The organism is Falsirhodobacter halotolerans (assembly GCF_022899245.1).
GTDB classification, from domain to species: Bacteria; Pseudomonadota; Alphaproteobacteria; order Rhodobacterales; family Rhodobacteraceae; genus Falsirhodobacter; species Falsirhodobacter halotolerans.
In genome coordinates this window covers 1,684,026-1,698,171 of record NZ_JALJAZ010000001.1, presented here as the reverse complement: position 1 = coordinate 1,698,171, position 14,146 = coordinate 1,684,026, and the positions used below count along the sequence as shown (strand labels likewise).

The following is a 14,146-nucleotide window of genomic DNA, read 5'->3' as shown; positions in this document are numbered from 1 at the left end:
CGCTACGCCAGATGAATGTCAGCAATTTCCCATCCGGTCACGCTCGGAGGCTCACCCGAGAACAGTATGTTGTGCCTCGGGTGAATCTTAACGTTTTACAGATCTATGGCTTCCGAGATGGCGAGCGCATCGTCTACTTCGATCCCAAGGTATCGAACCGTGCTGTCCATCTTCGTATGCCCGAGGAGCAGTTGCACGGCCCGCAGATTGCCGGTCTTCTTGTAAATCTGCGCGACCTTCGTCCGCCGCATGGAGTGCGTGCCGTAGCTGCTGACCTCCAGCCCAATCGAACTCACCCATTCGCGAAGAAGCCGCGCATACTGGCGAGTCGACATGTGGGGCCGGTCGTGGAACCGGCTGGGCCAAAGATACTGCCGCCCCGTCATCGCAGGGGTGGCGATCCATTGCTTGAGACAGGTGCGGGTGGTCTCCGTGATCTCGAACCTGACAGGGCGGCCTGTCTTCTGCTGGATAACGGAAGCTCGTTCTCGGACCTGTCCTGCCGCGAACACGTCTCGCACCTGTAGGCGAACAAGGTCGCAGCCTTGCAGCTTGCTGTCGATCGCCATGTTGAAGAGAGCGAGATCCCGCAGATTGCCGGACATCTCCAGCCGGATTCGGATGGACCAGACGTGCTTCGGTTGCTATGGCCGTTTCTGACCGACGATGCGGCCTTTGTTCCAAGCGACCCGCGGTCGTGGCAGAGGGGTGATAATAAGTTCGGTGGACATGGCAGTGCCTTCCGATCCACCGCCCCCGCCCGCCTCTCGGAATGATGCAGGCAAAGGATAGCATGGTTGGGAATGAGATGGCGGGTGATTTTCATTGCCATGCCTGATGGTGGTGTCGAACATTTTGGATTAGCGTCCTGCCGATCGTGACCGCGCCGGATGAAAGAAGATCGACCATGAGCACGCTCTGGAGCCCGCTCGTCCACGACTTGGTGCCCTATACCCCCGGTGAACAGCCGAAGGGCCAGCGCTTCGTCAAGCTGAATACGAACGAGAATCCCTACGGCCCGTCGCCCCGCGTGCTGAACGCCATCCGCGCGGCCACGAACGACGACCTCCGTCTTTATCCCGACCCGACCTCTTCCGAGCTGGCGCAGGCCATCGCGGACACGCACGGCCTGACGGCCGATCATGTCTTTCTAGGCAACAGCAGCGACGAGGTGCTGGCCCATGCGGTCAACGGCCTGTTCCGTGGCAAGGGCGCGATCCTCTTCCCGGACATCACCTACAGCTTCTACGTCACCTACTGCATGCTCTACGAGATCGCGTTCCGGCAGGTCCTTCTGCGATCGGACTTCACCATCGATCCGCTGGATTACGTCGGCCCGAACGGAGGCATCATCCTCGCCAACCCGAACGCGCCGACCGGTATCGCGCTTGGGCTGCCCGCCATCGAGGACATCCTTCGTCGCAATCCCGATGTGGTGGTGCTGGTGGATGAAGCCTATGTGGACTTCGGTGCGGAGAGCGCAGCCTCTCTCATTCCGCGCTACGACAATCTTCTGGTGGCACAGACCTTCTCGAAGTCCCGCAGCCTGGCCGGCCTGCATGCGGGCTTCGCCATGGGCCAGCCGCATCTGATCGCAGCGCTGCGGCGGATCAAGGACAGCTTCAATTCCTATCCCCTCGACCGGCTGGCGCAGGCGGGAGCCTTGGCAGCCTGGCAGGACCGGGACTGGTTCAACCTCACGCGTGCGAAGGTGATGGCGGATCGCGATCGGCTGGCGGAGGGGTTGAGGCACGCAGGTTTCACCGTCCTGCCGTCCGCGACGAACTTCTTGCTGATGTCCCGCCCGACGAGGGATGCGGAGGACCTGCTTGCCGGCCTGAGGGAACGCGGCATCCTCGTGCGGCACTTCCGGCAGCCGAGGATCCGGGACTGGCTGCGCATTTCCGTCGGGACGGCCGAGGAGTGCGATCAGGTCCTGCGGGAGCTGATCGACCTTGCGGACCTCTGAAGAGGGTGCTCAGAGCCCAAACCGGACCTTCGCCTTCTTCCGATCTTAAGCCGTTGGCCGCTCCGCACGCTGTCGGATCATACCCCACATCGTCATTGCCAGCACGAGGTTCGCCATCCCGAGGCAGGCAACGACCGTCAAAGCGCCCTCCGCTCCCATGCCTGCGATCAGCGCTCCGCCCAGCATGGGGGCGGCGGCCTGCGCCAGAAGCGAGGGCCGCGCCAGACGGCCCATCACGACCGGGTAGCGATCAGCCCCGAACAGCGCCAAGGGCAGCGAGCCGCGTGCGATGGAGAAGATGCCATTGCCTGCGCCATAGAGGATCACAGCCAGACCCGGCACGTCCATTTCCAGCGCCAGAAGCACAAGACCGGTTGCGACACTGCCAGTTGCGACGATCAGCGTCCAGATCGGATGGTGTCGTCCGCGCCCCGCCATTTCCACGACACGCGCCGCGACCTGCGCCGGTCCCAGCAGCGCACCGATGGCGACGGCCTCCGAAAGAGACAGACCCTGCGCTTGAAGAAGCGTCAGCAGATGCACCGAGATCAGGGTGACGGCCAGCCCGGCGGTGATGAGGATCGAGGCCATGATCAGGAACGCCATGCGCTCATGGCCGACCAAGGACGCGGAGCCTACCGCGCGCTGATCCGCCTCGGGCTGGACCTCCGACTCCTTCGGGATCAGGCCGAAGATCAGGGGCAGACAGATCAGCAGGTGGATCACGGCATAGGTCGCCGCCGTTCCGCGCCAGCCGACCTGATCCAACAGCCAGGAGGACAAGGGCCAGCACACCGTGCTGGCGAACCCGCCCCACAGAGTCAGGGCCGTGATCGCCGCCCGCGCGTCCTGCTTGTAGAGACGGCCAAGCGTGGCAAAGGCCGGATCGTAAAGCCCTGCGCCCATCCCCAGACCCATGATGCACCATCCAGCATAGAAGGCAGGAAGGTTCAGAGCCGTCGCAACGAGGGTGAGGCCCAATGCCAGAAGGATGCAGCCCACGGCCAGCACGGGCCGTCCGCCGAAGCGAGCAATGGCGTTACCCACCTTTGGCGACACCATTCCGGCGCAGGCCAAGGCCACCGAGATAGCCCCGACCACCCACGGTAGCGGCCATCCAGTATCGGCAACAATGGGCGCGGCCAGCACCGCCATCAGGTAGTAGCTGCTGCCCCAGGCGAATATCTGAACGATGCCAAGGGCGCAAATGACCGGCCAGCGCCGCGCCGTCTGCATCAGGTCGCGTCCTTCAGATTCAGGCGCTCCTGCACTTTCTCGGCCGCTTCCTTGCGCTCGCTGTAGCGGTCGATCAGGTCGGACCGGTCGCGCGTCAGGAGGGTGAAGCGCACCAGCTCCTCCATCACGTCCACGATCCGGTCATAGTAAGGCGACGGCTTCATGCGGCCGTCCTCCTCGAACTCCTGATACGCCTTGGCGACGGAGGACTGGTTCGGGATCGTCACCATCCGCATCCAGCGGCCCAGGATGCGCATCTGGTTCAGCGCGTTGAAGCTCTGCGATCCGCCCGACACCTGCATGACGGCCAGCGTCCGCCCCTGCGTGGGGCGGATCGCGCCCATCGACAGCGGTATCCAGTCGATCTGCGACTTCATCACGCCGGTCATCGCGCCGTGTCGTTCGGGGCTGGTCCAGACCTGTCCCTCGGACCAGAGGCACAGATCGCGCAGCTCCTGCACCTTGGGATGATCGGCCTCGGCATCGTCCGGCAGCGGCAGGCCGTCTGCATGAAATACCCGCGTCTCGCAGCCGAAGTGGCGCAGGAGGCGTTCAGCTTCCAGCGTGGCGAACCGGCTGTAGGACCGTTCGCGGAGCGAGCCATACAGCAGCAGGATGCGCGGCGGAGGGCCGTCGATCTGCGGCAGGCGCAGGGCCTCGGGCGACAGGTTCGGCAGGTCAGGGATCATGCGCGGCCCTCCTTCAGCGCGGCATCGTGGGGAAACCACTGACGGCCAAGGCGCAAGGCCACGTTCACCAGCAGGATCAGCACCGGCACCTCGACCAGCGGGCCGATAACGGCGGCGAAAGCCACGGGCGAGGCCAGACCATAGGCCGCGATAGCGACGGCAATCGCCAGCTCGAAGTTGTTGCCCGCCGCCGTGAAGGCGATGGCGGTGGTGCGCGGATAGTCCTTCGCGATCCAGCGGCCCATCGCGAAGCTGACGATGAACTGCACGGCGAAGTAGATCACCAGCGGCACGGCGATCCGCAACGCATCCAGCGGCAGACGCAGCACATCGCCACCCTTGAGACTGAACATCGCGACGATTGTGAACAGCAGCGCCACCAGCGTCAGCGGGCCGATCTTCGGCAGGAACCTGTCCTGATACCACCCCTCGCCCCGCCGCGCGATCAGGACGCGGCGCGTCAGATAGCCTGCGATGAACGGCAGGCCCAGATAGATCAGCACCGCCTCGGTCACCGTCCAGAACCCCACGTCGATCACGCTGCCCTCCAACCCGAACAGGGGCGGCAGGACGGTCAGGAACAGCCAGGCATAGGTGGAGAAGAACAGGATCTGGAAGATAGAATTGAAGGCCACCAGCCCCGCGACATACTGGCTGTCCCCGCGCGCAAGCTGGTTCCAGACCAGCACCATGGCGATGCAGCGGGCCAGACCGATCAGGATCAGGCCGGTCATGTATTCGGGGCTGTCGCGCAGGAAGATCACCGCAAGGGCGAACATCAGGACCGGCCCGATGATCCAGTTCTGCACCAGCGACAGCAGCAGCACGCGCGTGTCGGTGAACACCTGCGGCAGGTCCTCGTAGCGGACCTTGGCCAGGGGCGGATACATCATCAGGATCAGGCCGATGGCGATGGGAATGTTGGTGGAGCCGACCGACATGGCACCCAACGCCTCAGGCAGCCCGGTGAACACCGTGCCCAACAGAATGCCGAGCGCCATGGCGGCAAAGATCCACAGCGTCAGATAACGGTCGAGGAAGGACAGCCGACGAGTCGGTTGCGACATGCTCATGATCTTCTCCGGGTCAGGCGGAACGGGTGCGGTTGCTGTGCTCGTCCACGACTTGCTCGCCGTCTTCCTTGGCAAAAGCGGCCTGCTGCGGCGGCAGGAGATCCAGCACGGCCTCGGAGGGGCGGCAGAGCCGAACGCCCTTCGGGCTGACGACGATGGGCCGGTTGATGAGGATCGGATGCGCCATCATTGCGTCGATCAGGGCCTCATCGGACAGCGCCTGGTCATCCAAACCAAGCTCCGCATAGGGCGTTACCTTCTCCCGCAGCAGGGCGCGCGGTGTGATCTCCATCCGTTCGATGAGCTGCACCAGCAGCACCCGCGAGGGTGGTGTCTTCAGATACTCGACCACATGCGGCTCGATGCCTGCGTTGCGGATCATCGCCAGCGTGTTGCGTGACGTGCCGCAGGCGGGGTTATGGTAGATGATGACGTCCATGGTCAGGCCCTTTCGGTGGCAGCAGGTTCGCAATCGCATTCCAGTGCGGCCATCGCGGGAGCGCAGATGTCGGGATGGCCTTGACAGCAGTCGCGCATCAGGAACTCGATCAAAGCGGAGAAGGACGGGTAGAGCGCGGCGTAGATGATGAACCGCCCATCGCGGCGCGACCGGATCAACCCGGCATGTTCCAGATGCGTCAGATGGAAGGACAGGCGCGAGGTGGTCGCGCCGATGGCCTCCCCAATGGCCCCCGCCGCCATGCCGTCCGGTCCAGCCTGTATCAGCAGCCGCACGATGCGGAGCCGCGTCTCCTGCGACAGCGCCGCAAAAGCGGCAAGCGCGCGTTCCTCTTCCATCGAATCAACCTCTCAACTAATGTTGATATGATGCGAGGATGAGGGCTCAAACGCAAGGGGTTGCGACCAGTGCGAGAGTCCGCTTTGTCCCATCCTTTACGGCACGGCGGTGCTCGGTCCGGCCTAGGGTCAGGACTCGTTCCTCAGTCACAGCCAGAACATGACGGTTGCTGCAAGGGCGACGGCGGAGAGGTAGACTTTCGGCGATCTGTCGTATCGGGTCGCCACACGTCTCCAGTCCTTGAGCCGGCCGAACATGATCTCGATGCGGTTGCGGCGCTTGTATCTTCGCTTGTCATATTTGACGGACTTGCCGCGAGACTTACGGCCGGGAATGCAGGGCGCGATGCCCTTGTTCTGCAGGGCCTCGCGGAACCAGTCCGCGTCATAGCCGCGATCTGCCAGCAGCCAGTCCGCCTCGGGCAGGCTGCCCATCAAAGCCGCCGCACCGGTATAATCGCTGACCTGGCCCGCCGTCATGAAGAGCCGGATCGGTCGTCCCTCGGCATCGGTGACGGCGTGCAGCTTGGTGTTCATACCGCCTTTCGTGCGGCCGATCAGCCGCCCGCGCCCCCCTTTTTCACCCCAAGGCTGGTGGCCGTGCGATGGGCTTTCAGATAGGTGGCGTCGATCATCACCGTCTTCGGTGTGGCAGCTTCGGCAGAAAGGCCCGCCATGATCCGGGAAAAGACGCCCATGTCGCCCCATCGCTTCCATCGATTGTAGAGTGTCTTCGCCGGGCCGTATTCACGAGGGGCGTCCCGCCACCGCAAGCCGTTACGATTGACGAAGATTATCCCGCTCAACACGCGCCGGTCATCCACGCGAGGACGGCCGTGAGACTTTGGAAAGTAAGGGCGCAGACGCGCCATCTGAGCGTCACTCAGCCAGAAAAAGGTCACTCATCAGTCGCCTCCTTCGAGGCAAATGAATCAGCTCAATCCGATGACTTCAATGGGTCCTGACCCTAGGATCCTTGGGGCCCGATGGCGGCTTGTTTTTATGCCTCAGGCGCTGCAGACAAAATAATGGAGGCCGTCATGCTTTACTTGGATATTCTGAACCTCGCGCGTCAGGCGGGGGGCGAGGGGCCTACCCTCTGGTTCAAGGAGCAACGGGAGAAGCAGATCGAGGAGGGGGTGTTCCTTCCCGAAGAGGATCTCGAGACGGTCCTTGAAAAAATCTGTCAGGATCTATCGGACTACCGCGATCAGGCGGAAGTTGGCACCGCCGTGCTTGGCATGTCTGGCGGGGTGGATTCCGCCTTGACTGCTGCGCTGTTCAAGAAGGCCGGTTGGCGGGTCATTGGGTTCACTTTGCCGATCTACCAGAATGTAGAAGAGACCGAGCGGGGCATCGAGGCGTGCGCGGCCCTTGGGGTGGAACATAACCATCTTGATCTGAGCACCCGGTTTGACGAAATGGTCGCGTCATTGGGTGGATTGGATCATTCTCTTGTGTCTTCCGATGAAGGCCCAGCACGAACACGCCGGGGCAACCTGCGCGCACGGCTGCGAATGATGGCGCTCTACGATCAAGCGCATCGCGTCGGCGGTATCGTAGCCAGCACGGACAATTTCTCCGAACTTGGCGCCGGCTTCTGGACGCTACATGGTGATGTTGGTGATTTGGCTCCGCTTCAGGGCCTGATCAAGTCTTGGGAAATTCCGTGGCTTGCCCGTCGAGCAGGCGTTCCCGAGAAAACATGGCGGGCAGCACCCACCGACGGGCTTGGCATCGGCGCGGGCGATGAGGCGCAGATCGGGGCAACATATCTGGAATGGGACATCGTTCTCTTTTCGCTTGGCAAGGTCCTGACCAAGGATCCCCGCGTGACCACCCAACATCTGGTTACCATCCTCGGAATGGAAAGAGATCAGCATGCTCAGATAGTCTTGGGGTCAGTGCTACATCGGCTACAGACCACTTGGTATAAGCGGGTGAACCCCATCCGTCTTGATCATCCATTAACCGATCGGTTCTCCCTTCTGGACATGATTGATGAACGGTTTTTCCGACCGCCGGTCTTGCGAACCGATCGTGCGAAAGTTGATATTCCAACGGACACAGAGGTCTCTGCTGCGGATCTGTGCCGATGCTTGAACAAGCGCGGCATGCGGCTCGTGACATCTGAATCATGCACGGGCGGGCTTCTGGCGTCAAGTTTGGCTGCAGTCCCGGACAGTTCGGATACTTTGGAAGGTAGCTTCGTCACCTACCGCGCGTCATTGAAGACAGCCGCTCTCGGCGTGTCGGAGGCGCTTATTGCGGCAAGAACAGTGTATGACCCGGAGGTTGCCCGGCAGATGGCCGTCGGTGCATTGGAAGCCGCGCCGGAGGCAGGCTTAGCTCCGGCGGTCACCGGAGTTGCCGGACCGGGATCCGATCAGGGCAAACCGGCCGGATATGTCTGCATTGCATCCTGCCTCCGGGGCGAGCCGCCTGTGGCCCGCGAATTCAACTTCGAAGGCGAGCCGGAGGAGGTTCTGGCGACTCCCATCAAAGCCGCGCTTCTTATGGGGTTGGAGGCACTCGGGGCCGCAAATGACCCTGCCTGAAAGATACGATTGTGCCATCATTGGTAGCGGTCTACAGGATTGCCGTCATACTTCGCACGTTAGCTGTAAAGCTCGTGCTGCTGAAGCGTCGCCGAGACCGACGACGACGATGTGACCAGCAATCGCATCGTGTCCGGCGCACGATTTCCCTAGTAGCGGACCATCTTGCGATCCGCCCCCATAAGCCGACACGCCCGCCGTTCCGATAGGTCAAACAGGGCCTTCAAAGGCTTCAGTAGGGGCTCTTCTGCATGAAGGCAAAGCATGAGGCACAGGAAGATGGGCCGCGTAAAATGCATATTTGAGGTTGCGTGGAATGCATTTAGCCCCTTGATACAGGTAACCTAGCAAGAAGCGGTCCATATGCGGGGGAAGTTTACAGGGCAGCACAAAGGGCGGGGTCGCGCGGCTTTTGGAACAGATAGCGCGTCTTTCAGGTTCACCTTCGTCTCCACCCGCGTGTCAGATCGCCAAGATAGATTGATCCCCGTGACCTCATTCCTCCAATACGCCCCCCTTATTTCCGCTGTCATGGCGGGGGTAACCGCCATGATCTGGATTGTTTACCTGAACGTCTTTTTGTCGAGTTACCGGCGCCAGCATCAGCCATCTATTCTGATCACCTCTGGCGCTGGCCGTGGCATGAAATCTCACTGCTTCGTAACAAATCTGGGTCTTGAGCCTGTCTACCTTTTAGACATCATCCTAGACGTCCGTATTGCCGACGGCCGAAGTTTTCGCGCCATTATTCCCGAGCGCAACGAACGCCATCGGGATGATGAGGATGGTGATGCGCGCATTGCGACGAACGTCGGGCCGCTCGTGAGCGGGGAAGAAAAGGATATCGGGCGCTTCAGCATCCTGATCGACCGGGCGTGTGAAGAAAATCCGGATCTCGACTGCCATATGGATTTTGTAGGCGTAAAGGTGACGGTGGTAACGGTAACAGCCAGTCGGGCCTCCCTGTATGGTGCCGAGCGGGACTATGTCTTGGAAACCTGCAACAGGGGTATTGTGCGGCTGCGTCCCACCACATTCAAGGCCCGGCAAATCGACGGCTTTTTCGGGCGTCGCTCGCTGGCCAAAATGCTGAACGCGGAGCTGTCATCCTCCGTTTGAAATCACAAATTCCCATTCGCACAAAAAGCGGACGGTCGACGTGAACTCTGACTCATCCTTAAGATCGGGAGCAACAGCTTCGTCTCCGACGCTAGCTCAGTCGGAACAACGCCCATGAGGTAGGTTTCCATCCGCTGTAAGATTGTCCCGCACATGTATTGAAGACGGCGGAACCTGCAGTTCCTCCGATCGCAGCCACGATGCTTTGATGGACCTCTATCGCAACTGTTTTGCCGAGCTAGGTGGAGGCCGTGCCGACGGACGTCATTCTGGACGGGTGGCCGCCGTAACCGTCTCGTCATGGTCGCCCTTTTTCAGATGCCGAACACATCGATCCGGTAGGTTTCGGCCACATGCGTCGTATCCGGCGCGCCCAGCCAACGCGTCAGGCAGTCCAGCGCGGTGGTGCCGTCCAAATCTTCGTCCGTCGGGCCAAGCCAATTGACCGCCACCGTGCGCACAGGGGTCTGGCGGATCCATGCGGACAGTTGGCCGATCTCCTCCGGCGTCAGGAAATACAGCACCTCGGACAGGACCAGAAGATCGGGCGAAAGACCCTGCAACGCCTTGGGGGCGGCACCGTCGATCACCTCCACCTGTGGAAAATCCGACACGGCGTTTCGCGCGGCGTCAGCGGCGCGGGGGATGCAGTCGATCCCGGTCAGGCGCTGGCAGCGGGGTGCAAGGCGGGCAAGAAGCGTGCCGTTGCCGCACCCCACCTCCACCGCGTGACGGAACGGTCCCGGCCCGATGGCCTGCAGGGTCGCCGCATACTTCGCCTGCTCGGTGGGGGATGTGCGGTGATCCCACGGATCGTCGCTGCGGTCATAGAGTGCTGCCAGATGGCGCAGAGTATCCTCACGGGGCATGGAACAGCTCCGGTTCGGTCAGGAACATGGCCTGCAGATCGGCATCCATGACGAACCCTTCGGGGTCGTCGTCGATCAGGCCGGTCATCTGGCTGCAATGGCAGGCCAAAGCGTCGCGCTTGCGGGCGGCGGCTTCGGCGCTGCCGTGATAGCGGAGGATGTCCGTCGGCGGCGAGGCCACAGGGCGCACCCGCCCCCAGATGGGATAGGCCAAGTGGCGGCAGCCCATGCGCTTTGTCACATGGGCGGCAAGCGTGGCGCAGCTTTGATGATCGACATGCGGATCGCCCCTCCACGGCGACAGCAGGAGCGTGGCGGGGGCCATAAGCAAGCATATGCGATCCACGGCGGGACCGTCCTGCGGGGCCGCGCAATCGGGATAGCCGAGATGATCGACCCCGATGCCCGAGCCGAGCTTCTGCACCGCCATCTCCAGTTCCGCCCGCCGCAGAGCCGCCAGCTTTTCGGGCGGATAGCGGCGGGAGTTCGGATGCGACCGCGCCCCGTCGGTCACGCACACCACGGTGCAGGCAATACCGGCGGCCCGCGCATCCGCCAGCAACCGACCGCAGCCCAGCGTTTCGTCATCGGGATGCGGCGCGATCACGGTGATGGAGGTCCGGCCCGCCAGAAGATCGTCCAGCGTCGCGGTCATGACAGCCACCCGTCCAACCGTGCGGGGTCCGACACCAGACGTTGGATCGCCGTCTGCGACAGCCCGTCGGGATTGGCCTGCCGCAGATAGAAGCCGAGATCGCGGCGGATACGTTCCACCTCGTGCCCCCGCAGGAACGACGCAGCACCTAAGGCGTGGTCCATGTGGCGCAGCACCTCCTCGGCCAGATCCGCGACCACCAGCCGCGCAAGGATCGCATCGTCCGCCGCCTCCGGCATGGCCGCAGCGGCTTCGCAGCGGATGGCCGCGCGCTGAACCCACAGGCGGGCGGTTTCGCAGGCGGTCAGCATGTAGCGCAGGCGAAGGGCTTGCAGCGGAGCCTCGGTCTGGCCCCGCGCCCGAAGCTGCCGGATTGTGGCCTGCGTCAACCGCCGCATCGCCCCCATCTGGACGGCGGCATAACGCCAGACCCCACCGTGGAAATACGGCTCTTGCAGGTAATCGCCGGGGACGCCGAGGGGGGTGGCCTGATCCAGCGGAACCCCGTCCAGATCGCAGCGTCCCGAGGCGGTGGCGCACATGCCCGACACCTGCCATTCCTCGGGGAACAGCCGATCCCTTAGCATTTCGCGCCGAAGAAGCAAAAGTTGAGGGCCAGCCTCGGTTCGGGCGGTGACGATGATCCGGTCCACCATGTCGGCCCCGCTGGCGAACAATTTCGTGCCGTGCAGGTGGTCGCCACATATCCGCACCGGATTTGGCCCGTCCGCGCCCCAGATGCCGAACAATGCGCCGCGACGGGCCGCGTCCAGATCGGCCCCGTCGCCATACAGCCGGATCAGTTTCAGCGCGTTGACATGGCCTTCAAACAAACGACCAGCGGACAGGCTTTCAGCCCCGATGGCGGCCAGCGCCTCGGCCAAGGCGAGGGGGTCGGAGGGTTCATGCGCCATACCCGCCGCCCACGCCAAGGCCCCCCCGTCGCGCAACGCGCCCACCAGCGACGGGCCGGAAGGTCCGTCGGCCCCGTCGGCGGGTAGGGCGGTCAGACGCGCCATTGTGGCGGGGATGCTATGCGGCATGATCGATTCCGGCATGGACAACCTCGGTCACGAAACGCTGCAATTCGGGCAACATGCGTTCCAGATCGGATGCACGCAGCCGCGCCCCGAACGGATGGCTGCGGTCGGGAAAGGGGCGGGTGGGGTCGGACAGGCTCGCCGCCCACAGGTCGGCCAAGGTGGCGACGGACAGCATAGACTGGTCGGCGGGTGGATCGGCCACGGTCATGCGGGTGCGCAGGCAGGCGGCCATACCGTCTTCCGCCCGCCCGTCCATCCGCGCCGACACGAAGGTCCGCATTTGCGGGCAATATGTGACGCGCAGGCCGACCTCACCGGCGCGATGGACCAAAGCGCGATCCTCGCTTGTGGATACATGCGGCAGACCGCCCAAGGCGTGATAGGTGCGGGTGCGCAAGGCCAAAGCCGCGCCTGATTCCATGTAATGCGGCCGTCCAGTCGGGGGCTGACGTCCCGCGCGCAGGTCCAGACGATACCGCACTTCGTGCAGCAGGTCGGCATAGGCACGCTCCGCCCGCACGATCCGGTCGTTTGATACGGACGGGGGAATGGCGTGGCGGCAAACGGCAATCGTGCCGCAGACCAGATCGGCGCCGTTGTCCAACGCGGTCAGGGCGGCGGCAATCCACCCAGGCGTGACGACGGCATCGGCATCGGTGGTCAGCATCACGCCTTCCGGTGCCAGAGCGGCGGCATGGTCCATACACAGACGACGGGCATAGCCCGCCGAACTCAGGTCGGGGGGCAGACGGAGTTCTTCGATAACCACATCCAAAAAAGGGATCGCCGCGCGGCGTAGGGCGTCGGCGGTGCCGTCCTCGCAATCGTTGGCAAGGGCAAGAACGGTGACACGTCCCTCCACCCGCCGTGCCGCGCGGCCAAGGCTGCGCAACAGACGCGGCACGGACCGCGCTTCGTTCCGCATCGGAACGGCAATGACGATATCAGGTGTCATGAAACATGTGGCGATGGTCTCCCCGCACCATCAACCTAGGATGGCGCAGACGTCTGCCAAGCACCGTTGCGGGTATCGCGAGCCCTCCTGTGTGACAAAGTTTGGTTTGTGATGCGGGGGCGCTACCTGTGGTGCGGCCGGAAATCCTTCGGGCCAGCCGATCACACCCGAACAGTTTGGAGATTCCAATGTTCCTACGTGTCGACAAGCTTCAAATCGATCTGCCCCCGCCCAAGCGCCAGGACCCCAACGCCGCCGCCGCTCTGCAGGAACTGCTGGGGGGAAAATACGGCGAGATGTCCACCCTCGGGAACTATATGTTCCAGAGCTTCAACTTCCGCAGCAAAAGCAAGTTGCGGCCGTTCTATAGCCTTGTCGCGGCCATCACCGCCGAGGAAATCGGCCATGTGGAACTCGTCAGCAACGGCGTCGCCATGCTGGCCAACGGCCCCGACAGCAGCAATGATGATAGCACCAACGGCGGTGACATCTCCGGTGCGCCATATGACGCGATGAAGGATGCGCGGCTGGCGGGCGCGTTTTATTCCGCCGGCGGCGGGGCCATGCCCGTCAACAGCAACGGCCAGTCGTGGAACAACGATTTCGTCACCACGACCGGCAACGTGATCGTCGATCTTCTGCACAACTTCCATCTGGAATGCGGCGCACGGCTGCACAAGCTGCGCGTCTATGAAAGCCTTGTAGATCCGACGGGGCGCGAGGTCTGCGGTTATCTTCTGGTGCGCGGCTCGGTTCATGCCCACGCCTATGCACTGGCGTTGAAAAAGCTGACGGGCGTCGATCTGGACAAGTTCCTGCCCACGCCGAACATTCCTTTGGGCAACATTCCCGAATGCCAGAAATATCTGGGAGAGGGCGCGCATCGCCGGCTCTATACCTTCAGCCCGGATGATTATCAGGAAATCCGCGGCATCTGGGGCAATGGCGAAGTGGCCTTGCCCGACGATCCCCCGGGAGGGCTGGAGGTTGTGGACGGCGCACCGGAGGGCGGGAAGATCCATGATCTGACCGGCATACCCTCGGCCTTCACCCCGGACTATGCGCCGGAGGAGATGTTCGAGATTGCCGAAAAACTCTACAAAAAGTCCCGCTGATGCGGATAGGGGGGCGGGTCTTTGACCCGCCCCCCCAAGGTTTTCCGGAACCGGCCCCCGGCATTCA

Annotated in this window: 14 protein-coding genes and 1 pseudogene; 4 read left to right on the top strand and 11 right to left on the bottom strand. The window is 62.9% G+C overall.

Annotated features, from left to right (window positions below):
* Positions 1-95: 95 nt before the first annotated feature.
* Positions 96-605, bottom strand: coding sequence for a tyrosine-type recombinase/integrase (locus MU449_RS08940; RefSeq protein ID WP_244737680.1), 510 nt, complete (start codon positions 603-605; stop codon positions 96-98).
* Between the two features lie 302 nt (positions 606-907).
* Between MU449_RS08940 and MU449_RS08935 the strand changes: the two genes are divergently transcribed.
* Positions 908-1,969 carry a pyridoxal phosphate-dependent aminotransferase gene (locus MU449_RS08935; protein ID WP_244737679.1) on the top strand — a complete coding sequence of 354 codons (1,062 nt, stop codon included), beginning with the start codon at positions 908-910 and terminating at the stop codon, positions 1,967-1,969.
* 45 nt (positions 1,970-2,014) lie between these two features.
* Here MU449_RS08935 and MU449_RS08930 read toward each other — a convergent pair whose 3' ends face one another.
* The 6 genes and pseudogenes from MU449_RS08930 to MU449_RS08905 form a co-directional block, all read right to left on the bottom strand.
* Positions 2,015-3,205, bottom strand: coding sequence for an MFS transporter (locus tag MU449_RS08930; RefSeq protein ID WP_244737678.1), 1,191 nt, complete (start codon positions 3,203-3,205; stop codon positions 2,015-2,017).
* A complete protein-coding gene (gene arsH, locus MU449_RS08925; protein WP_244737677.1) occupies positions 3,205-3,894 on the bottom strand; it encodes an arsenical resistance protein ArsH in 690 nt (229 codons plus the stop codon). The genes MU449_RS08930 and arsH overlap by 1 nt, the downstream gene beginning before the upstream one ends.
* Positions 3,891-4,961 (bottom strand): ACR3 family arsenite efflux transporter, encoded by a 1,071-nt coding sequence (arsB, locus tag MU449_RS08920; protein ID WP_425310271.1) that lies wholly within the window; start codon positions 4,959-4,961, stop codon positions 3,891-3,893. The genes arsH and arsB overlap by 4 nt, the downstream gene beginning before the upstream one ends.
* A 19-nt stretch (positions 4,962-4,980) precedes the next feature.
* A complete protein-coding gene (gene arsC / locus MU449_RS08915) occupies positions 4,981-5,406 on the bottom strand; it encodes an arsenate reductase (glutaredoxin) (RefSeq protein WP_244737675.1) in 426 nt (141 codons plus the stop codon).
* Between the two features lie 2 nt (positions 5,407-5,408).
* Entirely contained in the window at positions 5,409-5,765 is a 357-nt protein-coding gene (locus MU449_RS08910; RefSeq protein WP_244737674.1) for an ArsR/SmtB family transcription factor, read from the bottom strand.
* A gap of 147 nt (positions 5,766-5,912) precedes the next feature.
* Positions 5,913-6,671 (bottom strand): annotated as a pseudogene (locus tag MU449_RS08905) (IS5 family transposase).
* Positions 6,672-6,793: 122 nt separating this feature from the next.
* Between MU449_RS08905 and nadE the strand changes: the two are divergent.
* Entirely contained in the window at positions 6,794-8,323 is a 1,530-nt protein-coding gene (gene nadE, locus MU449_RS08900) for an NAD(+) synthase (RefSeq protein ID WP_244737672.1), read from the top strand.
* Positions 8,324-8,872: 549 nt separating this feature from the next.
* On the top strand, positions 8,873-9,442 hold the full coding sequence (locus MU449_RS08895) for a hypothetical protein (RefSeq protein WP_244737671.1): 570 nt from the start codon (positions 8,873-8,875) through the stop codon (positions 9,440-9,442).
* Positions 9,443-9,756: 314 nt separating this feature from the next.
* Here the strand turns inward: MU449_RS08895 and MU449_RS08890 are convergent, their stop codons facing one another.
* From MU449_RS08890 to MU449_RS08875, 4 genes are read right to left on the bottom strand one after another with little or no spacing between them, the layout of a single operon-like run.
* Positions 9,757-10,311, bottom strand: a complete 555-nt coding sequence (locus MU449_RS08890; RefSeq protein ID WP_244737669.1) for a class I SAM-dependent DNA methyltransferase — start codon at positions 10,309-10,311, stop codon at positions 9,757-9,759.
* Positions 10,301-10,966, bottom strand: coding sequence for a PIG-L deacetylase family protein (locus tag MU449_RS08885; RefSeq protein WP_244737668.1), 666 nt, complete (start codon positions 10,964-10,966; stop codon positions 10,301-10,303). Before MU449_RS08885 ends, MU449_RS08890 begins: the two co-directional genes overlap by 11 nt.
* Positions 10,963-12,009: an acyl-CoA dehydrogenase family protein gene (locus tag MU449_RS08880; protein WP_244737666.1), complete on the bottom strand. Its 1,047-nt coding sequence runs from the start codon at positions 12,007-12,009 to the stop codon at positions 10,963-10,965. The genes MU449_RS08885 and MU449_RS08880 overlap by 4 nt, the downstream gene beginning before the upstream one ends.
* On the bottom strand, positions 11,999-12,964 hold the full coding sequence (locus MU449_RS08875) for a glycosyltransferase family 2 protein (RefSeq protein ID WP_244737665.1): 966 nt from the start codon (positions 12,962-12,964) through the stop codon (positions 11,999-12,001). Before MU449_RS08875 ends, MU449_RS08880 begins: the two co-directional genes overlap by 11 nt.
* A gap of 188 nt (positions 12,965-13,152) precedes the next feature.
* Between MU449_RS08875 and MU449_RS08870 the strand changes: the two genes are divergently transcribed.
* The gene (locus tag MU449_RS08870; RefSeq protein ID WP_244737664.1) at positions 13,153-14,079 is read left to right on the top strand and encodes a manganese catalase family protein; all 927 of its coding nucleotides are present in this window, start codon (positions 13,153-13,155) and stop codon (positions 14,077-14,079) included.
* The last annotated feature ends 67 nt before the right edge of the window (positions 14,080-14,146 follow it).